The sequence below is a fragment of the Sphingomonas populi genome (assembly GCF_004208535.1).
GTDB lineage: Bacteria > Pseudomonadota > Alphaproteobacteria > Sphingomonadales > Sphingomonadaceae > Sphingomonas > Sphingomonas populi.
Window position 1 is genome coordinate 67674 of record NZ_SGIS01000010.1, and the last position, 22356, is coordinate 90029.

At 65.7% G+C, this 22356-nt stretch carries 20 protein-coding genes and 2 riboswitches; of the genes, 12 read left to right on the forward strand and 8 right to left on the reverse strand.

Features of this window, described 5'->3' with window-relative positions:
• Positions 1 to 5 precede the first annotated feature (5 nt).
• From nuoL to EWE75_RS08560, 7 genes are all read left to right on the forward strand, one after another.
• On the forward strand, positions 6 to 2063 hold the full coding sequence (gene nuoL / locus EWE75_RS08530; protein WP_130156449.1) for an NADH-quinone oxidoreductase subunit L: 2058 nt from the start codon (positions 6 to 8) through the stop codon (positions 2061 to 2063).
• Positions 2060 to 3586: an NADH-quinone oxidoreductase subunit M gene (locus EWE75_RS08535; protein WP_130156451.1), complete on the forward strand. Its 1527-nt coding sequence runs from the start codon at positions 2060 to 2062 to the stop codon at positions 3584 to 3586. The genes nuoL and EWE75_RS08535 overlap by 4 nt, the downstream gene beginning before the upstream one ends.
• Entirely contained in the window at positions 3583 to 5037 is a 1455-nt protein-coding gene (nuoN, locus tag EWE75_RS08540; RefSeq protein ID WP_130156453.1) for an NADH-quinone oxidoreductase subunit NuoN, read from the forward strand. Before EWE75_RS08535 ends, nuoN begins: the two co-directional genes overlap by 4 nt.
• A gap of 28 nt (positions 5038 to 5065) precedes the next feature.
• The gene (locus EWE75_RS08545; protein WP_130156455.1) at positions 5066 to 5770 is read left to right on the forward strand and encodes a biotin--[acetyl-CoA-carboxylase] ligase; all 705 of its coding nucleotides are present in this window, start codon (positions 5066 to 5068) and stop codon (positions 5768 to 5770) included.
• Positions 5771 to 5810: 40 nt separating this feature from the next.
• A complete protein-coding gene (locus tag EWE75_RS08550; RefSeq protein WP_130156457.1) occupies positions 5811 to 6593 on the forward strand; it encodes a type III pantothenate kinase in 783 nt (260 codons plus the stop codon).
• Between the two features lie 186 nt (positions 6594 to 6779).
• The gene (locus EWE75_RS08555) at positions 6780 to 8414 is read left to right on the forward strand and encodes a ribonuclease J (RefSeq protein WP_165388308.1); all 1635 of its coding nucleotides are present in this window, start codon (positions 6780 to 6782) and stop codon (positions 8412 to 8414) included.
• A gap of 106 nt (positions 8415 to 8520) precedes the next feature.
• Positions 8521 to 8805, forward strand: coding sequence for a DUF1467 family protein (locus tag EWE75_RS08560; RefSeq protein ID WP_130156461.1), 285 nt, complete (start codon positions 8521 to 8523; stop codon positions 8803 to 8805).
• Positions 8806 to 8949: 144 nt separating this feature from the next.
• Here EWE75_RS08560 and bfr read toward each other — a convergent pair whose 3' ends face one another.
• From bfr to ispH, 8 genes are all read right to left on the reverse strand, one after another.
• On the reverse strand, positions 8950 to 9435 hold the full coding sequence (bfr, locus tag EWE75_RS08565) for a bacterioferritin (RefSeq protein WP_130156463.1): 486 nt from the start codon (positions 9433 to 9435) through the stop codon (positions 8950 to 8952).
• A 29-nt stretch (positions 9436 to 9464) separates the two neighbouring features.
• The gene (locus EWE75_RS08570) at positions 9465 to 9635 is read right to left on the reverse strand and encodes a (2Fe-2S)-binding protein (protein ID WP_130156465.1); all 171 of its coding nucleotides are present in this window, start codon (positions 9633 to 9635) and stop codon (positions 9465 to 9467) included.
• 80 nt (positions 9636 to 9715) lie between these two features.
• A complete protein-coding gene (locus EWE75_RS08575) occupies positions 9716 to 10195 on the reverse strand; it encodes a hypothetical protein (RefSeq protein WP_130156467.1) in 480 nt (159 codons plus the stop codon).
• Between the two features lie 94 nt (positions 10196 to 10289).
• Positions 10290 to 12521, reverse strand: coding sequence for a phosphoribosylformylglycinamidine synthase subunit PurL (gene purL / locus EWE75_RS08580; RefSeq protein WP_130156469.1), 2232 nt, complete (start codon positions 12519 to 12521; stop codon positions 10290 to 10292).
• A gap of 65 nt (positions 12522 to 12586) precedes the next feature.
• Positions 12587 to 13891 (reverse strand): VWA domain-containing protein, encoded by a 1305-nt coding sequence (locus EWE75_RS08585; RefSeq protein WP_130156471.1) that lies wholly within the window; start codon positions 13889 to 13891, stop codon positions 12587 to 12589.
• Between the two features lie 69 nt (positions 13892 to 13960).
• The gene (rnhA, locus tag EWE75_RS08590) at positions 13961 to 14422 is read right to left on the reverse strand and encodes a ribonuclease HI (RefSeq protein ID WP_130156473.1); all 462 of its coding nucleotides are present in this window, start codon (positions 14420 to 14422) and stop codon (positions 13961 to 13963) included.
• Entirely contained in the window at positions 14419 to 15378 is a 960-nt protein-coding gene (thrB, locus tag EWE75_RS08595; protein ID WP_130156475.1) for a homoserine kinase, read from the reverse strand. The genes rnhA and thrB overlap by 4 nt, the downstream gene beginning before the upstream one ends.
• A 122-nt stretch (positions 15379 to 15500) precedes the next feature.
• Positions 15501 to 16472 carry a 4-hydroxy-3-methylbut-2-enyl diphosphate reductase gene (gene ispH, locus EWE75_RS08600; RefSeq protein WP_130156477.1) on the reverse strand — a complete coding sequence of 324 codons (972 nt, stop codon included), beginning with the start codon at positions 16470 to 16472 and terminating at the stop codon, positions 15501 to 15503.
• A 114-nt stretch (positions 16473 to 16586) separates the two neighbouring features.
• Between ispH and EWE75_RS08605 the strand changes: the two genes are divergently transcribed.
• The 5 genes from EWE75_RS08605 to gcvPB all read left to right on the forward strand — a co-directional run bounded on the left by EWE75_RS08605 (position 16587) and on the right by gcvPB (position 22329).
• Positions 16587 to 17231, forward strand: a complete 645-nt coding sequence (locus EWE75_RS08605; protein WP_130156479.1) for a hypothetical protein — start codon at positions 16587 to 16589, stop codon at positions 17229 to 17231.
• Between the two features lie 239 nt (positions 17232 to 17470).
• A riboswitch (glycine riboswitch) is annotated at positions 17471 to 17559 on the forward strand.
• Positions 17560 to 17669: riboswitch (glycine riboswitch) on the forward strand.
• 62 nt (positions 17670 to 17731) lie between these two features.
• Entirely contained in the window at positions 17732 to 18892 is a 1161-nt protein-coding gene (gcvT, locus tag EWE75_RS08610) for a glycine cleavage system aminomethyltransferase GcvT (RefSeq protein ID WP_130156481.1), read from the forward strand.
• A gap of 15 nt (positions 18893 to 18907) precedes the next feature.
• On the forward strand, positions 18908 to 19279 hold the full coding sequence (gcvH, locus tag EWE75_RS08615) for a glycine cleavage system protein GcvH (protein WP_130156483.1): 372 nt from the start codon (positions 18908 to 18910) through the stop codon (positions 19277 to 19279).
• A 120-nt stretch (positions 19280 to 19399) separates the two neighbouring features.
• On the forward strand, positions 19400 to 20758 hold the full coding sequence (gene gcvPA / locus EWE75_RS08620; protein ID WP_130156485.1) for an aminomethyl-transferring glycine dehydrogenase subunit GcvPA: 1359 nt from the start codon (positions 19400 to 19402) through the stop codon (positions 20756 to 20758).
• Positions 20755 to 22329 (forward strand): aminomethyl-transferring glycine dehydrogenase subunit GcvPB, encoded by a 1575-nt coding sequence (gene gcvPB, locus EWE75_RS08625; protein WP_130156487.1) that lies wholly within the window; start codon positions 20755 to 20757, stop codon positions 22327 to 22329. The genes gcvPA and gcvPB overlap by 4 nt, the downstream gene beginning before the upstream one ends.
• The last annotated feature ends 27 nt before the right edge of the window (positions 22330 to 22356 follow it).

Sequence of the window (22356 nt, forward strand, 5' to 3'; positions counted from 1 at the left end):
CCGGCGTGACTTCGATCCTCTTCATCGTCTTCCTGCCGCTCGCGGCATCGATCCTCGCCGGCTTTTCGAACAAGTCGTTCGGCACCTTCTTCCCGAAGGCGGTGACGACCGTCGCTTTGTTCGTCGCCTGCGCGCTGTCGTGGCCGGTATTCATCCATTATCTCGGTGGCGGCGAAAAAGTCGTCACGCCGGTGCTCAACTTCATCCAGTCGGGCGACATGCATGTGTCGTGGTCGCTGCGCGTCGACGCGCTGACGGCGGTGATGCTGGTGGTGGTGACGAGTGTCTCGGCGCTGGTCCACCTCTATAGCTGGGGCTATATGTCGGACGATCCCGACCAGCCGCGCTTCTTCGCCTATCTGTCGCTGTTCACTTTCGCGATGCTGATGTTGGTGACGGCGGACAACCTCATCCAGATGTTCTTCGGCTGGGAAGGCGTCGGTCTCGCCTCGTACCTGCTGATCGGTTTCTGGTTCCGCAAGCCCACCGCCAATGCCGCCGCGATCAAGGCGTTCGTCGTCAACCGCGTCGGCGATCTTGGCTTCATGCTCGGCATCTTCGGGACGTTCCTCGTCTTCAAGACGGTGTCGATCGACGAAATCCTGACCGCCGCACCGCACATGGCGGGCTCGACGATCGGTTTCTTCGGCGGCCGCTTCGACACGATGACGGTGCTGTGCCTGCTGCTGTTCGTCGGCGCGTGCGGCAAGTCCGCGCAGCTCGGCCTGCACACCTGGCTGCCCGATGCGATGGAAGGCCCGACCCCGGTGTCGGCGCTGATCCACGCCGCGACGATGGTCACGGCGGGCGTGTTCATGGTCTGCCGCCTGTCGCCGATGTTCGAGGCCTCGCCGGTCGCGATGCATGTCGTCATGACGATCGGTGCCGCGACCTGCCTGTTCGCCGCGAGCTGCGGCCTCGTGCAGACCGACATCAAGCGCGTGATCGCCTATTCGACCTGTTCGCAGCTCGGCTACATGTTCTTCGCGGCGGGCTGCGGTGCCTATGGCGCCGCGATGTTCCACCTTTTCACGCACGCGTTCTTCAAGGCGCTGCTGTTCCTCGGCGCCGGCTCGGTGATCCACGCGATGCACCACGAGCAGGACATGCGTTATTACGGTGGCCTGCGCAAAAGCATCCCGATCACCTTCTGGGCGATGATGGCGGGTACGCTCGCGATCACCGGCGTTGGCATCGAGGGCGTGTTCGGCTTCGCTGGCTTCTATTCGAAGGATGCCATCATCCTGTCGGCCTGGGCTGCGAACCAGCAGGGCGCATCGATCGTCGGTATCCTCGTCGCGTTGCTCACGAGCTTCTATTCGTGGCGGCTGATGTTCCTCACCTTCTGGGGCAAGCCGCGCTGGGCGCAGTCTGAACATATCCAGCATGCGATCCACGACGCGCACGGCCACGGCCATGACGATCATGCGCATGACGATCATGCCCACGCGGCACATGGCTCGCACGACCACGATCACCACGCGCACGACGATGGCACCGCCGGCTATCATCCGCACGAAAGCCCGCTGCCGATCCTCATTCCGCTGATTGTATTGTCGATCGGCGCGGTGTTCGCCGGGTTCGTGTTCCACCCGTTCTTCACCGATCCGACGGCGGGCGAATCCTACTGGCGCGGCGCATTGGCGTTCCACGAGCATCTGTCGGAAGCGGTCGAGCATCTGCCGACGCTGGTGAAGCTGTCGGCGACGATCGCGATGTTGCTCGGCCTCGTCAGCGCCTGGTATGCGTATATCGTCAAGCCCGGCGTGCCGGCGGCGGTCGCGAAGCAGTTCAGCGTGCTGTACGATTTCCTGCTCCACAAATGGTATTTCGACGAGCTGTACGACCTGATCTTCGTCAAGCCCGCCTTCGCGATCGGCCGCTTCTTCTGGCATCGCGGCGACGAGAAGACGATCAATCGGTTCGGACCCGACGGTTCCGCTTGGATGGTCTCGCTGGGTAGCCGAGTGGCTGGCCGCCTGCAGACCGGATATCTCTACACCTATGCGTTCGTCATGCTTATCGGGCTGACCGCAGCGATGACCTGGGCGATCACACGATGAGCGGTTTCCCCATTCTCTCCCTGATGCTCGCGATCCCGACGGTCGCGGCGGTCGGCTGCCTGTTCCTAAGCCCGTCGGGCGCGCGGTGGCTGGCTCTGATCGCGACACTGGTCGATTTCGTGCTCGGCATCGGGCTGTGGGCGAATTTCGATATCGGCGGCGCGCAGTGGCAGTTCGTCGAGAATGCCGGCAGCGTCGGCGTGTTCGACTGGAAGCTCGGGATCGATGGTTTCGCGCTGATGCTCATCATGCTCAGTGTGTTCCTGATGCCGATCTGCATCGGCGCGAGCTGGGTGGCGGTGCAGAAGCGCGTGCAGGAATATATGGCCTGCTTCCTCATCACCGAAGTGCTGATGATCGGGACGTTTGCCGCGCAGGATCTGCTGCTGTTCTACATCTTCTTTGAAGCCGGCCTGATCCCGATGTACCTCATTATCGGCATCTGGGGCGGGGCCAACCGCATCTACGCGTCGTACAAGTTCTTCCTGTACACGTTGCTCGGCTCGCTGCTGATGCTCGTCGCGATGCTGTGGATGATCCATTATACCGGCACCACCGATATCCCGACCCTGCTCAAGACCGATTTCCCGCGTCAGGTGCAGACCTGGCTCTGGCTCGCCTTCTTCGCCTCGTTCGCGGTGAAGATGCCGATGTGGCCGGTCCACACCTGGTTGCCCGACGCGCACGTTCAGGCGCCGACCGCCGGCTCGGTGATCCTGGCTGGCGTGCTGCTCAAGCTCGGCGGCTATGGCTTCCTGCGCTTCTCGGTGCCGATGTTCCCAGAAGCCTCGTCGCAACTGACGTGGCTGATCCTCGCGCTGTCGGGGATCGCGGTGGTGTACACCTCGCTCGTCGCGCTGGTGCAGTCCGACATGAAGAAGCTGATCGCCTATTCGTCAGTCGCGCACATGGCGATCGTCACGATCGGCCTGTTCGCCTTCAACCAGCAGGGCATCGAAGGCGCGATGGTGATGATGCTCAGCCACGGCCTCGTTTCGGGCGCTTTGTTCCTGTGTGTCGGCGTGATCTACGACCGGCTCCACACCCGCGAGATCGACCGTTACGGCGGCCTCGCGATCAACATGCCGCGCTACGCCTTGCTGTTCCTGTTCTTCACGATGGCCTCGATCGGCTTGCCGGGGACGAGCGGCTTCGTCGCCGAATTCCTCAGCCTGCTCGGCACCTATCAGGTCTCGACCGTGGCGACGGCGGTCTGCACGACCGGCATCATTCTCGGCGCCGCTTATATGCTTTACCTCTATCGCCGCGTCGTGTTCGGCGATCTGACCAAGGATGACGTGCGGGTGATGCCTGATCTTAGCCTGCGTGAAATCGCGCTGCTCGCGCCGGTCGCGGCGGTGGTGTTGTGGATGGGGGTGTACCCGGAGAGCTTCCTCGCGCCGATGCGCGGCGATGTCGCGACGCTGGTCGCGCGCGTCGAGCGTGCCAAGCCGGCCGGTGACTCGCTGCCGACGGCGGGACATGCGGTGATCCCCGCTGCCCATGTGGAGGCACGGCCATGACCGACTCGCTGATGATGGTCCTCCCCGAGGAGATCCTCTCGATCGGATCGATCGTGCTGATGCTGATCGCCGCCTGGGGCGGACAGGCTTCGACGCGGATGATCTCGTGGGTCGCGGTGGCGGTTCTGGCCGGCGCGATGATCGCGCTGCTCGGGCCGGCATCGAGCGGCGGCGTTGCGTTCGACGGTCTGTTCCGCGCCGATGGCTTTGCCGCGTTCTCCAAGGTGTTGATCTACGGCGCGACCGCGGTGTCGATCCTGCTCGCGCCGCGCTTCTTCAAGCAGACCAGCGGCGACGATCTCCGTCCTGAATATCCCGTACTGCTGCTGCTGTCGGCCTGCGGCATGGGGATGATGGTTTCGGCGGGCGATCTGCTGGTGCTGTATGTCGGTCTCGAGCTGCAGAGCCTCGCGGCCTATGTGCTGGCGAGCTTCATGCGCCGCGATACGCGCTCGGCTGAGGCGGGCCTGAAGTATTTCGTGCTCGGCGCGCTGGCGAGCGGCATCCTGCTCTACGGCATCAGCCTCGTGTACGGCTTCAGCGGCTCGACGCTGTTCCCGCAGATCGCAAATGCTTATGCGGGGATCGCACCGGGTACGCACAATTTCGGGCTGATGTTCGGGCTGGTGTTCGTGTTCGCCGGCTTGGCCTTCAAGATGAGTGCGGTTCCGTTCCACATGTGGACGCCCGACGTGTACGAAGGCGCGCCGACGCCGGTGACGGCATTCTTCGCCTCGGCGCCCAAGGTGGCGGCGGTCGGGCTCGCGGTGCGTGTCGCGGTAGAGGCAATGGGTCCGGCGGTCGATCAGTGGCGCCAGATCGTGATCTTCGCGAGCCTCGCCTCGATCATCTTCGGTGCGGTCGCGGCGATCGGGCAGACCAACGTTAAGCGGCTGCTCGCCTATTCGTCGATCAACAATGTCGGCTTCCTGCTGGTCGGTCTCGCCGCCGGGACGCAGGCCGGGGTCGCTGCGGTGCTGTTCTACCTCACCGTCTATGTCGTGATGACGCTCGGCAGCTTCCTCGTCGTGCTCCAGATGCGTGATGCCGATGGCCAGCCTGTCGAGACGCTCGCCAGCCTGTCGGGCATGTCGCGCACGCGTCCGGGTCTCGCCCTGGCGATGGCGATCTTCATGTTCAGCCTCGCTGGCATCCCGCCGCTGCTCGGCTTCAACGCCAAGCTGGCTGTGTTCAACGCGGCGATGGCGGCCGGGCTGTATCCGCTCGCGGTGGTCGGCTTCGTCGCCTCGGTGATCGGCGCCTATTATTATCTGCGCGTCGTCAAGGTGATGTACTTCGACGAGCCGATCGGTGACGGCTTCCCGAAAAGCGGCGATATCGTCGAGGGCGGGCTGATTACCGTCGCGGCGGTGTTCGTGTCGCCCGTTGGCTGGCTGGTGCTCGCACCGCTCGGGCTGGCGACCATGGCGGCGGCCGGGTCGCTGTTCTGAACGCTTGGAGCATAAGGGGTGCGGAACGATGATCCGCACCCTCGCCGAGACCGGCTCGACCAACGCCGACATGCTCGATCTCGCCCGTAGCGGCGCGTCAGAAGGGTTGTGGTTGCGCGCCGAACGTCAGACCGGCGGACGTGGCCGGCAGGGGCGGACGTGGGTATCGCCGCCCGGCAATCTCTACACCAGCACGCTCGTCCGATTGCGCCCGACCGACCCCGAGGCAGCGTCGCTCGCCTTGGTCGCGGCGGTGGCGCTCGAGGAAGCGGTTCGCGCGCACCTCGGCGACGCAGTGGTGGCCATGCTCAAATGGCCCAACGATCTGCTGCTGGACGGCGCCAAGCTGTCCGGCATATTGCTCGAACGCGCCGGTGACGCGGTAGTGATCGGCATCGGCGTCAACCTCGCACACCATCCGCACGATCTCGACCGTGCTGCGACCAGCCTCGCCGCGCACGGCGCGATCGTCGATCCCGCCGCCTTTCAGGAAACGCTCGCCGACGCGTTCGCGCGCTGGCTCGGCGTGTGGCGCGGGCAGGGGCTCGCTCCGGTTCGCACGCGCTGGCTGGAACGCGCGCACTCGCCCGGCACGCCGCTCACCGCGCGCCTGCCCGACGGCAGCGCGCTCGACGGGCTGTTCGATGGCCTCGACGCCAGCGGCGCGCTCGTGTTGCGCTTGGCGGACGGCGGGCGGCGTGTCATTCATGCCGGCGATATATTCCTGCTGTGACCGCGCTTTGACGCGGCCACCGCACGGGGGAGGATAAACGATGCAACTTGCGATCGACGCCGGCAACACGAACGTCGTCTTTGCCTTGCTCGATGAGGGCAATATCCGCGCGCGCTGGCGCATCGCCACCGATGCGCGCCGCACTGCCGATGAATATGCGGTGTGGCTCAGCCAGTTGCTCGCTCTCGAAGGGTATGACCGCAAGACGGTGACCGGCGTCATCATCGCCACCGTGGTGCCGCGCGCGCTGCACAACCTCCAGACGCTGTCGCGCAAATATTTCAGCTTCGAACCGCTGATCGCAGGGCAGGGCGAAGCCGAATGGGGGATCGCGCTCGATGTCGAGGAACCCCAGTCGGTCGGCGCCGACCGCGCCGTCAATGTCATCGCCGGCCATGCGCTGCACGACGGAGACCTCATCATCATCGATTTCGGCACCGCCACCACCTTCGATGTCGCGGATTACAACGGCGCCTATAAGGGCGGCATCATCGCGCCGGGCATCAACCTGTCGCTCGACGCGCTTGTTACCGCCGCCGCCAAGCTGCCGCGCATCGCGATCGAGGCGCCGGCATCGACCAGCGTGATCGGCCGCGACACCGTCAGCCAGATGCACATCGGCATCTATTGGGGCTATATCGCGATGATCGAGGGACTGGTCGCGCGTATGAAGGTCGAGATCGGCCGCCCGGTGAAGGTGATCGCCACCGGCGGCCTCGCGACCCTGTTCGAGCAGAATACCTCGGTTTTCGACGCGATCGAACCCGATCTCACCATTCAGGGGCTGGCGATGCTGTGGGATCGCGCCCATATGGCACACTGAAGCATGTCGGCCTCACGCCGATATCGCGCCACGTCATTCTGGCTTAGGTCAGACTCCATCGCCCACAGGCTGCTATCAGCGCCGGTGCGACGGAATGCCGTTTCCCGGCGATGACCCCGAAATTCCCCGGCCAAAAGCCGTAACGCCCGGCCAAGTGCCGTTATTTGAAAGAACAGAAACTTAGTGATTACCCCAAAGAACGAACTGCTTTTCGTCGCGCTCGGCGGATCTGGCGAAATCGGCATGAACGTCAATCTCTACGGATGCCAGGGCAAATGGCTGATGGTCGATTGCGGCATCACCTTCGCCGATCCGAACTATCCCGGCATCGAACTGATCCTGCCTGATCTCCAGTTCATAGAGGAACGGCTCGACGATCTGCTCGGCATCGTGCTGACGCACGGGCATGAGGATCATATCGGCGCCTTGCCGTATCTCGCCGAGGATCTCGGCGTGCCGATCTATGCGACCGCCTTCACCGCCGGGCTGATCCGCGGCAAGCTGGAGGAGGAAGGCAACGTCAAGCGCGTCGCGCTCAACGTCGTCGATCCTGCCAAGACGCTTCAACTCGGGCCGTTCGGCATCGATTTCGTGCCGCTGTCGCACTCGATTCCCGAGATGAACGCGCTGTCGATCGCGACGCCCTATGGCCGCGTGTTCCACACCGGCGACTGGAAACTCGATACCGCGCCGGTGATCGGCAAGCCCGCAGCGCCGGACGCGCTCGCCGCGATCGGCGACAAGGGCGTACTCGCGCTGGTGTGCGATTCGACCAACGTGTTCAACAGCGAGCCGTCGGGCTCGGAGGCGGATGTGCGGGTCGGTCTCACCGAAGTGATCGCCAAGGCGCGCGGGCGCGTGCTGGTGACGACCTTCGCGTCGAATGCCGCACGTCTGCACACGCTTGGTCAGGTCGCCAAGGAAACCGGCCGTGCGCTGTGCGTGGCTGGGCGCTCGCTCGACCGGATCATCAAAGTCGCTAAGGCGACGGGCTATCTGCGCGATCTCCCCGCGACTATCGATCCCGAGGCGGCGATGCGGCTGCCGCGCGACAAGGTGATGGTGGTCGCGACCGGCGGGCAGGGCGAGGATCGCGCCGCGCTGTCGCGCGTCGCGTTCGGCAGCCACCCGATCAAGCTCGACGCTGGCGATACTGTCGTGTTCTCGTCGAAGCAGATCCCCGGCAACGAGGTCGCGATCGGTCGCATCCAGAACCAGCTCGCCGCCAAGGGCATCGTGATGGTCACCGATCGTCAGGCGCACGTCCATGTGTCCGGGCATCCGGGCCGGCCCGAGCTGGCGCAGATGTACGGCTGGCTTCGCCCCGATATCCTGATGCCGGTCCACGGCGAGATGCGGCACCTGATGGAACAGGCGCGCTTCGGCCTGTCGCAAGGCGTGCCCCAAACGTTGGTGCAAACCAACGGCGAGATCGTCCGGCTCGCGCCGGGCGCGCCCGAGAAGATCGGTCACGCGCCCGTCGGGCGGCTGGTGCTCGACGGCGATGTGATCCTGCCCGGTGACGGTGGGACGATCAACGAGCGACGCAAGCTCGCCGTCAACGGCCAGATGTCGGTTGCGGTGGCGGTCGGCGGTCGCGGGCTGATCGGCCGGCCGCAGGTGCGCTACAATGGTATCCCGGTCGAGGAGGATCGTGCGCCCTTCATCGAGGAAACCGTAGAAGCGGTGATCGCGGCGACCAAGCAGCCGCCCAAGGATCGCGAGAAACTGCGCGAGGCGGTCCGCCTCGCCGCCCGCCGTGTCGCGACGCGTTGGACCGGCAAGAAGCCGATCGTCGACGTGCTGCTGATCGAGGCGTAATCATCTCTCAAACCGTTCGTTCCGAGCGAAGTCGAGGGACCGTCCAGCGCGGGCGCCTCGACTTCGCTCGGCGCGAACGGTTTGGGTAGCAGATAGGGACTAGGCTATGCGATGGACGTCGGCGCTCGCGATCTGGTTCCTGTTTTGCTCTCTGTCGGTGTTCTTCGTGCTGCCGTTCGGTGTCCGCACCGCCGAAGAAGCGGGCGTTGAACATGTGCCCGGTCAGGCCGAAAGCGCCCCACATGATTTCCGCCCCGGTCGCACAGCGCTGCGTGTGCTGATCGTCGGAACGATCCTGTGGGGGCTGTTCATGCTCAACTATCGCTACGATTGGGTCACGCCGCAGATGATCGACGTGCTCGATACGTGGAACGATTCGGCGACCTCGTAGCGAGGCGCACCGCAATACGTCCGTTCGTGCCGAGCTTGTCGAAGCATGTGCCAAAGACGCAGAGCCTGGGGCACGCCCTTCGGCAAGCTCAGGGCGAACGCTGGGGCGGGGCGGCATTCCCGAATGTTCGGGAACGCCCGGCGCTTACGCTTGCTCGTCGGCCGGCTTGCTCTGCAACTGGATGTAATTCTCCAGGCCCATGCGCGCGATCATGTCGAACTGGCGCTCCAGCGTATCGACATGGTCTTCTTCGCTGGCGAGGATTTTCTTGAACAGGTCGCGGCTGATGAAATCGCGCACCGCCTCGCAATGCGCGATCGCGTCGCGCAGCACCGGCAGCGCATCCATTTCGAGCGCCAGGTCGGCCTTGAGCACTTCCTCGACGGTTTCGCCGATGCGCAGCCGGCCGAGCAACTGGAAATTGGGCAGCCCGTCGAGAAACAGGATTCGCTCCGACACCCAATCGGCGTGCTTCATCTCGTCGATCGATTCGTGGCGCTCGAAATCGGCGAGGCGACCGACGCCCCAATGATCGAGCATCCGGTAGTGCAGCCAATATTGGTTGATCGCGGTGAGTTCGTTCTTGAGCACTTCGTTCAAGAACTCGATAACCTTGTCGTCGCCGCGCATATGCCGCTCCCAGTCAGAAAGAGGGCTGCTTAGGCGACAGCGCGTTCCTCGTCGATGATGGAGCGCGTATAAGCGGCGCATTTCCCGCATTTCGGCGGACGACCAAGTGCCTGGTGAACCTGGCACGGTGTGGCGCAGCCTTGGCGCGCCGCCGCGCGAACGTCATTTTCCCGAATCGCATTACAGATACACACGACCATTAGACGCACCCTCCGCTACCCCTCAAATAGCGATAATGCGAATTCATCGCAAGTCTATTGCGGCGCGGTCGCAATAAGAATTACGCGCGCCAGCGGTTCGCCAACTTGACCAGGAATGCCGTGGGCAGGCCGAGCAGCAGGATATGGAGCAGGATCTGTACCGCCGCTTCGCGCGGCGTCAGGTTGAGGAATGCCGGCGGCCAGTCGCGTGGTGAGGCGATCACGGTGCGCAGCATCCACGCGAGGATACCGAACAGCACGCCGCTGACGCGCCAGTGCCGGACCAGCGCGGGCAAGCGAACCGCCGCGATCACATACAGATCGACGATCACGCCGATCAGCACGAAATGCACCAGCAGCCCGAGCAGCGGCCCGGTGACGGGGCCACGCCATGCCGCGTCGCCGATCACGCCGCTGGCAGTGCTGGTCAGCATCGCCAGCGGGCTGCCGCCCGACCAGATCGCTCCGGCGAACCCCGCCAGCAACAGCAACGTTCCCGAAACCGCCGTCGCCAGCACCAGTCCGCGCCATGTGCCCGATCGGGTATAGGGTGTCGTCATGCCGCAGCCTCGATCGTCAGCGCGCGCGGATATGCGCGCACTTCGCCTCGGTAAACGCCCGAACGCGGAGATCGGGCCGCGACTCGCCCGAACATCAGGCGATCACATCCCCCATCAGCGCCGGGAAGAAGCCTTCGTGCGCGGTGCGCAGATCGGCGAGCGTCACGACATGGTCGTCGTCGGGCAGTTCGAAAATGATCCGGTCGGCGATCGTCCGCCCGATCCGCTCGACCTCGACGCCGGCCGCATAACCGCGCTGCAACGTCTCCATCAGCAGATGATCGGCGACCGTCGCCACGTACAGCCCCTGATCCTCGCCGAACAAAGCGCAGGCGACGCCGCAGGGCAGTGGTGCGTTGAGCATCGCGCCATAGCCGCCAGCCAGCGCCATCTCGGCGATCGTCACCGCGACGCCGCCATCGGACACGTCATGCACTGCGGTCAGCGCGCCGGCGCGGATCGCGTCGCGGACGAACGTGCCGGCTGCGCGCTCGGCATCGAGATCGACCGGAGGCGGCGTGCCGTCCTCGCGGCCGTGAAGCTCACGCAGCCACAGCGACTGGCCGAGATGGCCCGTGCGGCTGCCGATCAGTACGATCACGTCGCCGGTGCCCTTGAAGCCGATTGTCGCCGACTTCGACCAATCCTTGAGCAGCCCGATCCCGCCGATCGCCGGCGTCGGCAGGATCGCGGAGCCGCCGCCGGTCGCCTTCGATTCGTTGTAGAGCGAGACGTTGCCGCTCACGATCGGGAAGTCGAGCGCGCGACAGGCTTCGCTCATGCCATCGAGGCAGCCGGTGATCTGCGCCATGATCTCGGGGCGCTGCGGGTTGGCGAAGTTGAGGCAGTTCGTTACCGCCAGCGGCAGCGCGCCGACCGCCGAGAGGTTGCGATAGCATTCCGCGATCGCCTGCTTGCCGCCCTCATAGGGGTCGGCATAGCAATAGCGCGGCGTGCAATCGGTGCTGATCGCGATGCCCTTCTGCGTGCCGTGGACGCGCACCACTGCCGAATCGCCGCCGGGGCGCTGCACCGTGTCGCCGCCGACCTGCGTGTCATACTGCTCCCAGATCCACCGCCGCGAGGCGATGTCGGGGGAGGCCATCAGCTTGAGCAGATCGCCGCAGATGTCCGTGGTGGTCGGCGTGTCGTCGAGCGGCTTCACGCCGGCCCACGCCTTGTATTCCTCGCGGCTGACCGAAGGGCGGTCGTACAGCGGCGCTTCGTCGGCGAGCGGCGCGAGCGGGATGTCGCACACCGTTTCACCGTTGAAGGTCAGCACCATCCGGCCGGTATCGGTCACGGTGCCGATCACCGCGAAATCGAGCTCCCACTTGCGGAAGATCGCTTCGGCGAAATCCTCGCGGCCGGGCTTGAGCACCATGAGCATCCGTTCCTGGCTCTCGCTCAGCATCATCTCATAGGGCGTCATGCCGGTTTCGCGCTGCGGCACCGCGTTCATGTTGAGCTCGATACCGACGCCGCCCTTCGACGCCATCTCGACCGAGGAGGAGGTGAGGCCCGCCGCGCCCATGTCCTGAATCGCGACGATCGCGTCCGAGGCCATCAGTTCGAGGCACGCCTCGATCAACAGCTTCTCGGTAAAGGGATCGCCGACCTGAACGGTCGGGCGCTTGGCGTCCGAATCCTCGCCGAAATCGGCCGAGGCCATCGTCGCGCCGTGGATGCCGTCGCGGCCGGTCTTCGATCCGACATAGACGATCGGATTGCCGATGCCGCTGGCGGCCGAATAGAAGATCTTGTCGGTATCGGCGATGCCGACCGTCATCGCGTTGACGAGGATGTTGCCGTCATACGCCTTGTGGAAATTGACCTCGCCGCCAACCGTCGGCACGCCCACGCAATTGCCGTAGCCGCCGATGCCGTGGACGACGCCCGCGATCAGGTGGCGCGTCTTGGGGTGATCGGGCGAGCCGAAGCGCAAGGCGTTGAGGTTGGCGATCGGCCGCGCGCCCATCGTGAACACGTCGCGCAAAATGCCGCCGACGCCGGTTGCCGCGCCCTGGTACGGCTCGATGTACGAGGGGTGGTTATGCGACTCCATCTTGAAGATCGCCGCCTGACCGTCGCCGATATCGACCACGCCGGCATTCTCGCCCGGGCCGCAGATCACCTGCGGGCCGGTGGTCGGCAGCTTCTTGAGATGGATTCGGCTCGATTTGTAGCTGCAATGCTCGGACCACATCACCGAGAAGATGCCGAGTTCGGTCAGGTTCGGCTCGCGGCCGAGTGCCTTGAGGACTCGGGCATATTCGTCTTCGGACAGCCCGTGCTGGGCGACGATCTCGGGGGTGATCTGGCTCATGCGTGCGCCATAGCGAGGTCGATCCGCTTCGTCACCATCAACGCGCGGTTGGCGCGCGCGTCTCGTTACCGCAGGATGCCCGCCGCCCGCGCCGCGCGCAGCCACGCCGGGAATTCGCCGAGGATACGGTCGTACAGCACTTCGTCGCTGATCCCGGTGAGATCATCGACACTGAAGAAGCCGGCATTGTCGACCACGCGCCCGTCGATCGTGTCGAATTCGCGCAGGATGCCATAATCGGCATGGCCGACGCCGATGAACTGCCAGAAGATCGGCAGGCGCGAGGAGGATCGCAGGATATCTTCGATGACCCGCGACGTCGAAGGGTAGATTCCGCCATCGGTCAGGAAGATCACGAGACGCGGCACCGTTCGGCGCGACGGTTCGGTGGCAAGCAGCGCCTTCATCACCACCGGCTCGTTGTTGCCGAAGCCGATCGACGTGCCGCCCTGCTTCTTCGCGCCGCCGAACAGGCCCTTCTTGCCGGTATCGACCGCGCCGATGCGCGCGCCGGGGTGGGCGAGAGTCCGTGCGAGGAAGCCTTCGAGATTGTCCGCCTGCAACGCTTCGACCTGCTGGCAGCGATCGGCATAGAACCACGTATCCATGCTGCCGTCGTCATCCAGCCGCAACGCGACCGGCGCGATCCGCTCGACGGTCTCCTGCACGACACCGTTCGCATAGAGGTGCGACATCGATCCGCTCGCGTCGATGATGAAGCTGACCTCGGCCTTTTCATGCTCGATGCCGAGCTTCTTGAGCGAAATGCCGACCTTCTGTTTGCGCAGATCGACCTTGCTCAACGACACGGGAGCGGGCGACGGTGCCGGAGCGGGTGAGGGTGACGGCGCAGGGGGCGGGGCGGCGCTATCGTCTGCCACATCGCCGCCGAAATGCTGGATCAGCGTGGCGAGGCCGCCGTTGAAGCCCTGCACCACGCAGCCGAGCCGCCAGTCGCCGCCGTGGCGATAGAGATCGACCAGCATGATCGCCTTTTCGTCGCTCAGCGCGGCTTTGGCATCGAGCGTCGCCGCGCCCGCGATCCCGACGCTGAGCGCGCTCGCATTCCGAAGCGGCAGCGAATCATGAGTCGCGGAGATCGAAACCCGGTCGATCGCTGGTGGCAAGCGGTCGAGATCGACGGTTATGTCGGTCGCGTCGCCGCGCTTCGTATGGGTGATCGCGCCTTCCGGGCTGCGTTCGTTGCTGAACAGCACGACGTAGCGATCATCGCCGATCCTGCCGTCGGCGCCGAGGCCGAACGCGGTGATATCGATGTCGGCTGGAGTATGGGTGACGGTCAGGGTAATCCGGCGCTCGGCCGTCACTTCGGTGATCGGCCGCTTCTCGCCCGGCTTCATGATACGCATACGCTACTCCCGTTCACACGCGGTAGCGAGGTCCCACACCGCACCGCGCATGTCCAGCGGGCGGACGGCTCAAGCCCGCCGGGTCGCTCGCCCCTGCGATAGTGCAGCGTCGCTGGCGAGCTTGTCGGCGCGTTCGTTCTCGGGGTGGCCGGCGTGGCCCTTCACCCATTTCCATTCGATCCGGTGCGGCTTGGCGGCGGCGAGCAGATCCTGCCAGAGTTCGGCGTTCTTGACCGGCTTCTTGTCGGCGGTCTTCCAGCCGTTCTTCTGCCAGCCTTTGATCCATTTGGTGAGGCCATCCATCACATAGCGGCTGTCGGTCGCCAGCACGACGTTGCACGGCCGGGTCAGCGCCTTCAGCCCCTCGATCGCCGCAGTCATCTCCATGCGATTGTTGGTGGTGAGCGTCTCGCCGCCCGAAAGCTCCTTCTCGGCGCTGCCCATGCGCAGCACCACGCCCCAGCCGCCGGGGCCGGGATTGCCCTTGCACGCGCCGTCGGTGAAGATTTCGACCTTGTCGAGTTCGCTCATTGTACGTGTGTCACCAGCGAGGGGGCATAATGGGAAAGTCGGCGCAGATAGGCGAGCGGGTCTTTGCGCGTGACGAGGGCGTCGGCGGGCGTGTTGAGCCAGTCCCACGCCCGCGACAGCGCGAAGCGGATGCACGCGCCGCTCGCCAGCGTGTCGAACGCGGCGCGCTCGAAGGGCTGGAGCGGAAAACGGCTCTCATAGCCGCGAATCAGCGCCTCGCCGATCGCGGCGTGATAGGTCTCGCCAGTGGCATCGAAGCTCCAGGCGGTGTGCATGATCGCGAGATCGTAGAGCCGAAGGTCCGTGCTGGCGAAATAGAAGTCGATCAGCCCGGAGACGGTATCGCCGAGCATCAGCACATTGTCCGGGAACAGATCGGCATGGATCGCGATCCGGTCAAACCCCACATCGGGCCAAGCCGCCGTCACCACATCGAGCGCATGACCGAGATCGTCGTACAAACCCGGCGCGATCTGATCGAGGCTGCGCCCGCACCGCTCGAACAGCAAGCGCCAGCTCGCCACGCCCATCGAATTGTCGCGCGTGCCCGTGAAGTCGCTGACCGCCGCGTGCATCTCGGCCATCGCCCGGCCCGCCGCCTCGGCCTGCGCCGGGGTGGGATGGGACACTGACACGCCCGACAGGAACTTGATGAGGCAGGCGGGGCGCCCCTCAAGTTCCTGAATCTCGCGCCCCGAGCGATCCTTGATCGCCGGCGGCACGTTGAGGCCCTTGGCGGCGAGATGTTCGAGCAGCGCCATGAAGAACGGGAGGTCGTCCGCCGCGACTCGCTTTTCGTAGAGCGTCAGGATGAAGCGGTCGGCGGTGGTATCGACGAGGTAATTGGTGTTCTCCACCCCCTCGGCAATGCCCTTGGCGGAGATCAGTTCGCCGCAATCATAGCGCGACAGGAAAGCGGCCAGCGCCTCGGCTGACACTTGAGTATAGACGGCCATGTGAAACTACCGGTGCTTGCAGCAAGCCGTTCCCCCGCGCACGCGGGGGTCCAGAGCCACGAACGCGGCGCTGCTTGGCTCTGGGCTCCCGCTTGCGCGGGAGAACGGCATTGAGAAAACCGTCACGCGGCGGCTTCGAGGCCGCGCGGCAGCTTGAAGGCGATCGTCTCGCGCGTCGTCTCGACCTCACGCTCGACGATGTCGAAGCGCTCCGCCAGCTTGGCGACGAGATCGCGCACCAGCACTTCGGGCGCCGACGCGCCGGCGCTGATGCCGAGCGTCTTCACCCCCTCGAGGAAGGAGAAGTCCAGTTCGGAGGCGCTAGGAATCAACTGCGCGGGCGTGCCTTGGCGCCGTGACACCTCGACCAGCCGCACCGAATTTGACGAATTGTATGCGCCGATCACCAGCATCGCATCGCAATCCTGCGCGATCGCCTTCACCGCTTCCTGCCGGTTCGAGGTGGCGTAGCAAATATCCTCGCCGCGCGGCCCCTGGATGGTCGGGAACTTCGCCTTCAGCGCGGCGACGATCTCCGCCGTGTCGTCGACCGACAGCGTCGTCTGCGTGAGGAAAGCGAGATTGTCGGGATCGGCCGGTTCGAAAGCTGCCACGTCCGCGCAGGTTTCCAGGAGCGACATCGCCCCCGCTGGAACCTGGCCGAGCGTGCCGATCACCTCGGGATGGCCGGCATGGCCGATGAAGACGATGTGGCGGCCATTGGCAACATGCCGCTCGGCCTGGCGGTGGACCTTCGACACCAACGGGCAGGTCGCATCGAGCCACGACAGCCCGCGCACGGTCGCCTCGGCGGGGACCGATTTGGGCACGCCATGCGCGGAGAACACCACCGGCGCCGCGTCTGGCACTTCGTCCAGTTCCTCGACGAACACGGCGCCCTTGGCCTTCAACGCGTCCACAACATGCTTGTTGTGGACGATCTCGTGGCGGACATAGACCGGCGCGCCATGTTTCTCGATCGCCAGTTCGACGATCTGGATGGCACGGTCGACACCTGCGCAAAACCCGCGCGGTGCGGCGATCACGAGGTCGAGCCGGGGTTTGCCGGGCGCTTGGCTGGGAGAGGGGGTCATTGCCGAACCTTCTACGCGATTGCTTGCACGGGCGGAAGCCGCTTCCTATGGTGCCATGCCATCGGGGCCGGGCGATCACAAGCCGCGGCCCCTTCCTTCGTGACTAAGGTGCGTATGTTCCTGACAGGCCGCAAATTCGCCGCTCCCGCTCTCCTCACGGTGCTCGCGGGGTGCTCCACGGTCGGCGATTTCGATGAGACCGGGGGGATTTCCGCGATCCGCTCGGCCTGTCCGACGGTCGCCGTGCCGGCCGCGACGGGCGACATCACCCTCTTCAACCCGCCGCAGAGCCGCGACGCCAAGGCGATCGACGTCGTAGCGACGCTCACCAACGTCCGCTCGACCTGCAACGACCAGACCGAGAACATCGCCACCACCGTCACCTTCGACGTGCGCGCGCGCCGTGCCAGCGCCGAGGGTGCGCGCGACGTGACGCTGCCGTTCTTCGTCGCGGTGATGCAGGGCGGCACCGCCGTCGTCGCCAAGCGCATCGGCCACGTCACGCTGCACTTCGATGCCGGCAGCGTGCGGGCGAGCGCGACCGGCACCGGCGGCGCCAGCGTCGATCGTTCGGCGGCGACCTTGCCCAAGGAAGTCCGCGACAAGCTGACCGAGAAGCGCAAGGCGGGCGAGCAGGATGCCGCCACCGACCCGCTGACCCGCCCCGACATCCGTCAGGCCGTCGCCCGCGCCACCTTCGAGGCGCTGGTCGGCTTCCAGCTCACCGACGACCAGCTCAAGTACAACGCGACGCGGTAAGGTGAGGGCGCAACCTGCTTTCTGGTCGTCCTGAGCGACCTCGAAGGGCGTGCCCCAAACTCAACGCGAGCGGATGGGGAAACGTGTTTCGACAAGATCAGCACGAACGGGAGGGTTTTGAGCCGTCAGCACGGATGGGCTGGATGCCGGGAGCCTATTTCACGCTTACCACGCCGACTCCGATTGACACCGTTGCTGCACCGCGTCACACCGAACCCGTCGATGCCGGGCAACCGGCATGGGCAGGCACGGGAGAGTGCGGGGAGACCCGCCGCCGAAGGAGCAACCGCCCCGGAATCTCTCAGGCAAAGTGGACCGTGCCGGTCGAATCGACACTCTGGAAAGCGGCCTCGCACATCTCGCGCGGCCCACCGAAGGGGTAAACCATCCGTTCATTCGGCTGGTGAAAGCTCTCAGGTTCCGTGACAGAGGGGGCGGTGAACCGTGGCGGGCATGCGTGCGCGCCGTGTTCGCCGTCTGACCTATGCATGGAGACCGGCATGAGCGAAGCAGATTTGATCGACGATACCGGCGAAGAGCCTGCCATCCTGACGCTGCCGCTCGACGCGTGGCACCGGGCGCGGGGCGGCCGCATGGTCGAGTTCGCCGGCTACCACATGCCCGTCCAATATGAAGGCGTAATGCCCGAGCATCTGTGGGTGCGCGACTCGGCGGGGCTGTTCGACGTCAGCCACATGGGCCAGTTGCTGTTCCGCACCGAAGACGGCGCCGATCTCGATGGCGCGCTCGAATCGGTCCTGCCCGGCGACATCGCTGGGCTGAAGCCGGGCCGTCAGCGCTACTCGCTGCTGCTCGCCGAGGATGGCGGCATTCTCGACGATCTGATGGTCACGCGCCTGCCCGATGAGAATCCGTTCGACGTGCAGGGCCTCTATATGGTCGTCAACGGCGCGACCAAATTCGACGATATCGCCTATTTCCTCGATCAACTGCCCGAGGACGTGCTGATCAACCACATGGAAGATCAGGCGCTGCTCGCGTTGCAGGGGCCGAAGGCGGTCGATGCGCTGGCGCGGCTGGTGCCGGGCGTGCGCGATCTCGTCTTCATGACCGCCGCGCCATTCGAATGGGACGGCAAGCCGGTGTGGATCGGCCGCTCCGGCTATACCGGCGAGGACGGTTTCGAGATTTCGATCGACGGCGCATATGTCGAGGCGCTCGCCGACGCACTGTGCGCGCAGCCCGAGGTCAAGCCGATTGGCCTCGGTGCGCGCGACTCGCTGCGGCTGGAGGCGGGCCTGCCGCTCTACGGCCATGATCTCGACGAGGCGATCACGCCGGTCGTCGCCGATCTCGGCTTCGCGCTCTCCAAGCGCCGCCGTGAGGAAGCCAATTTCCCCGGCGCGACGCGAATCCTCGCCGAGCGCGAGGGCGGTCCCGCCGTCAAGCGTGTCGGTTTGCTCGTCGAAGGCCGCCAGCCGGTGCGCGAAGGCGCCGCCGTGCTTGGTGCCGATGGCGGTGAAGTCGGCCGCGTCACCTCGGGCGGGTTCGCGCCCAGCCTCAACGCGCCGATCGCGATGGCCTATGTGCCCGCCGCGCTCGCCGCGATCGGCACCCGCATCCAGCTTTCGCAGCGCGGCAAGGTCCATCACGCGACCGTCACCGCGATGCCGTTCATTCCCCACCACTACGTCCGCTAACAGGAGGCCCGTGCCATGAGCCGCTATTTCACCGAAGATCATGAGTGGGTCGATGTCGAGGGCGATACCGGCACGGTCGGCATCTCCGAATTCGCGCAAGGGCAGCTCGGCGACATCGTGTTCGTCGATGTGCCCGAGGCCGGCAAGGCGCTGACCAAGGGCGGCGACGCCGCCGTGGTCGAGAGCGTCAAGGCTGCGTCGGACGTCTACGCGCCGGTGTCCGGCACGGTGACCGAGGGCAATCCCGCGCTCGCCGACAATCCGGCGTTGGTCAACGAGGATGCCGAAGGGCAGGGCTGGTTCTTCAAGCTGACGCTGTCCGATCCTTCGGAATTGGCGAGCCTGATGGATGAAGCCGCCTACGCGGCGTTCGTCGCGAAGCAGTAAACCTTTCTCCCCTCCCGCGTGCGGGAGGGGGCGGGGGAGGGCCTGTCCACCCTCCCGCCGGATGTGTGCGGACAAGCCCTCCCCCAGCCCCTCCCGCACGCGGGAGGGGAGGAGATCCGAATGCGCTACCTGCCCTTAACCGATACCGATCGCCAGGCGATGCTCAGCGTGGTCGGCGCGTCCTCGATCGATGACCTGTTTATCGACGTGCCCGAGGCCGCGCGCCTGTCGGGGCCGATCGCCGGGCTGCCGATGCACGCCAGCGAGATGGCGGTCGAGCGCCACATGAGCGCGCTTGCCGCGCGCAACACGGTCGCCGGGCAGGTGCCGTTCTTCCTCGGCTGCGGCGCATACCGGCATCATGTGCCGGCCAGCGTCGATCACATCATCCAGCGCGGCGAGTTCCTCACCGCCTACACGCCCTACCAGCCCGAGATCGCGCAGGGCACGTTGCAGGTGATGTTCGAATTCCAGACCCAGGTCGCGCGGCTGCTCGGCACCGATGTCGCCAACGCCTCGATGTACGACGGTTCGACCGCGTGCTGGGAAGCGATCGGCATGGCGCGCCGCATCACCAAGCGCGCCAAGGCGATCCTCTCGCCGGGCCTGCACCCGCATTACGTCTCGGTCGCGAAGACGATGGCGAAATACACCGGCGACGCGCTCGATACCGCGCTGCCGACGCTCGATGATGACTTCGGCATCGACGCGCTGATCGCGAAGATCGACGGCGAGACCTCGTGCGTGGTCGTGCAATATCCCGACATCCTCGGCCGCATCGCTGATCTCTCCGCGCTCGCCGACGCGTGCCACGCCAACAAGGCGCTGCTGGTCGCGGTTGTCACCGAGCCGGTCGCGCTGGGCGCGATCCGCTCGCCCGGCGAAATGGACGCGGACATCGTCGTCGGCGAAGGTCAGTCGCTGGGCGTCGGCCTCCAGTTCGGCGGACCTTATGTTGGCTTGTTCGGCTGCAAGGACAAATATGTCCGCCAGATGCCCGGCCGGCTGTGCGGCGAGACCGTCGATGCCGAGGGCAAGCGCGGCTTCGTGCTGACACTCTCGACCCGCGAGCAGCATATCCGACGTGAGAAGGCGACCTCGAACATCTGCACCTCCTCGGTGTTGTGCGCGCTGGCGATGTCGGCGCACATGACGCTGCTGGGCGAAGCCGGGCTGCGACGGCTCGCCGATCTCAACCATCTCGGCGCTGCTGCGGCGGCCGACCGGCTCGCCGAAGTGCCGGGTGTCGAGCTGGTCAACACCAGCTTCTTCAACGAGTTCACGCTAAAGTTGAGCAAGGAAGCGCGCCCGGTCGTGCGCGCGCTGGCCGATCGCGGCATTCTCGCCGGCGTGTCGCTGGGGCGGCTTTATCCGGGTGAGGGCGCGCTGGCGAACGGCCTCGTCGTCGCCGTCACCGAAACCACCACCGAAGACGATGTCGAAGCGCTGGCCCAGGCGCTCGCGGAGGAACTGGCATGAGCATCAATCCCGCTGGCTGGCGCCCCGAGCGCCCTGAGACCGCCGCCAACGCAGCCCCCGCGACCGTCACCGGCAACCGCGCGCTGATGCTTGAAGAGCCGCTGATCTTCGAGGTCGGCTCAACGCTCACCACCGGCGTCGATCTCGCCGAGCCGCCCGCCGGCAAGCCGCGCCTCGGCAACCTCGAACGCACCACCGCGATCGGCCTGCCGGGCCTGTCCGAGCCCGAGGCGATGCGGCACTACACCCGCCTCAGCCGCCAGAATTACGCGATCGACCTCGGGTTGTTCCCGCTCGGCTCGTGCACGATGAAGCACAATCCGCGCCTCAACGAAAAGATGGCGCGGCTGCCCGGTTTCGCCGACGTCCACCCGCTCCAGCCGGTCGATACCGTGCAGGGTGCGCTGGCGGTGATCCAGGAACTCGCGGTGTGGCTCATCACGCTGACGGGCATGCACGGCGTCGCGATGAGCCCCAAGGCGGGCGCGCACGGTGAATTGTGCGGCATCCTCGCGATCAAGGCGGCGCTTGAGGCGAAGGGCGAGGGGCACCGCAAGGTCATCCTCGTCCCCGAAAGCGCGCACGGCACCAACCCGGCGACCGCCGCGTTTGCGGGCTATGCGGTCGAGAACATCCCCGCCACCGCCGAGGGTCGCGTCGATAGCGCCGCGCTGATCGCCCGGCTCGGCCCGGATGTGGCAGCGGTGATGATCACCAACCCCAACACCTGCGGCCTGTTCGAGCGCGACATGAAGACGATCTCGGACGCGGTCCACGCGGTCGGCGGCTTCGTCTATTGCGACGGCGCCAACTTCAACGCGATCGTCGGCAAGGTCCGCCCGGGCGATCTCGGCATCGACGCGATGCACATCAACCTGCACAAGACCTTCTCCACCCCGCACGGCGGCGGCGGTCCCGGCTCGGGGCCGGTGGTGCTGTCCGAAGCCCTGTCGCCGTTCGGCCCGCTGCCGTTCGTCGCCAAGCATGCCGACGGCCATTTCGCGCTCGTCGAGGAAGAGACCGCCGGCGACGACCACCCACAGAGCTTCGGCCGGATGGTCGCGTTCCACGGCCAGATGGGCATGTTCACCCGCGCGCTCACCTACATCCTCAGCCACGGCGCGGACGGGCTGAAGCAGGTCGCCGAGGATGCTGTGCTTAACGCCAATTACATCCTGCGCAGCCTGGAGGGCGCTTTGTCCGCGCCCTTCGCCGCGTCAGGGCCGTGCATGCACGAGGCCTTATTCTCGGACGATGGCTTCCCGGAGGGCTTCTCGACGCTCGACGTGGCGAAGGGACTGATCGACGAGGGCTTCCACCCGATGACGGTCTATTTCCCGCTGGTCGTCCACGGTGCGATGCTGGTCGAACCGACCGAAACCGAGAGCAAGGCCGGCATCGACGAGTTCATCGCCGCGCTGCGCTCTGTGGCCGAACGCGCGAAGGCGGGTGACGTCAGCCTCAAGACCGCACCGCATTTCGCGCCCCGCAGCCGCCTCGATGAGACGCAGGCGGCGCGCAAGCCGGTGCTGGTGTGGAGGGACGCGGTGCTGGCGCAAGCGGCGGAATAGGGCGCGCCTATTCCGTTCGTGCCGAGC

What these genes read in the sequence shown, in the direction of transcription:
- EWE75_RS08535 (WP_130156451.1), top strand. Translation starts at nt 2,060, where the DNA reads ATGAGCGGTTTCCCCATTCTCTCCCTGATGCTCGCGATCCCGACGGTC.
- nuoN (WP_130156453.1), top strand. Translation starts at nt 3,583, where the DNA reads ATGACCGACTCGCTGATGATGGTCCTCCCCGAGGAGATCCTCTCGATC.
- EWE75_RS08545 (WP_130156455.1), top strand. Translation starts at nt 5,066, where the DNA reads ATGATCCGCACCCTCGCCGAGACCGGCTCGACCAACGCCGACATGCTC.
- EWE75_RS08550 (WP_130156457.1), top strand. Translation starts at nt 5,811, where the DNA reads ATGCAACTTGCGATCGACGCCGGCAACACGAACGTCGTCTTTGCCTTG.
- EWE75_RS08560 (WP_130156461.1), top strand. Translation starts at nt 8,521, where the DNA reads ATGCGATGGACGTCGGCGCTCGCGATCTGGTTCCTGTTTTGCTCTCTG.
- bfr (WP_130156463.1), bottom strand. Translation starts at nt 9,435, where the DNA reads ATGCGCGGCGACGACAAGGTTATCGAGTTCTTGAACGAAGTGCTCAAG.
- EWE75_RS08570 (WP_130156465.1), bottom strand. Translation starts at nt 9,635, where the DNA reads ATGGTCGTGTGTATCTGTAATGCGATTCGGGAAAATGACGTTCGCGCG.
- EWE75_RS08575 (WP_130156467.1), bottom strand. Translation starts at nt 10,195, where the DNA reads ATGACGACACCCTATACCCGATCGGGCACATGGCGCGGACTGGTGCTG.
- purL (WP_130156469.1), bottom strand. Translation starts at nt 12,521, where the DNA reads ATGAGCCAGATCACCCCCGAGATCGTCGCCCAGCACGGGCTGTCCGAA.
- EWE75_RS08585 (WP_130156471.1), bottom strand. Translation starts at nt 13,891, where the DNA reads ATGCGTATCATGAAGCCGGGCGAGAAGCGGCCGATCACCGAAGTGACG.
- rnhA (WP_130156473.1), bottom strand. Translation starts at nt 14,422, where the DNA reads ATGAGCGAACTCGACAAGGTCGAAATCTTCACCGACGGCGCGTGCAAG.
- thrB (WP_130156475.1), bottom strand. Translation starts at nt 15,378, where the DNA reads ATGGCCGTCTATACTCAAGTGTCAGCCGAGGCGCTGGCCGCTTTCCTG.
- ispH (WP_130156477.1), bottom strand. Translation starts at nt 16,472, where the DNA reads ATGACCCCCTCTCCCAGCCAAGCGCCCGGCAAACCCCGGCTCGACCTC.
- EWE75_RS08605 (WP_130156479.1), top strand. Translation starts at nt 16,587, where the DNA reads ATGTTCCTGACAGGCCGCAAATTCGCCGCTCCCGCTCTCCTCACGGTG.
- gcvT (WP_130156481.1), top strand. Translation starts at nt 17,732, where the DNA reads ATGAGCGAAGCAGATTTGATCGACGATACCGGCGAAGAGCCTGCCATC.
- gcvH (WP_130156483.1), top strand. Translation starts at nt 18,908, where the DNA reads ATGAGCCGCTATTTCACCGAAGATCATGAGTGGGTCGATGTCGAGGGC.
- gcvPA (WP_130156485.1), top strand. Translation starts at nt 19,400, where the DNA reads ATGCGCTACCTGCCCTTAACCGATACCGATCGCCAGGCGATGCTCAGC.
- gcvPB (WP_130156487.1), top strand. Translation starts at nt 20,755, where the DNA reads ATGAGCATCAATCCCGCTGGCTGGCGCCCCGAGCGCCCTGAGACCGCC.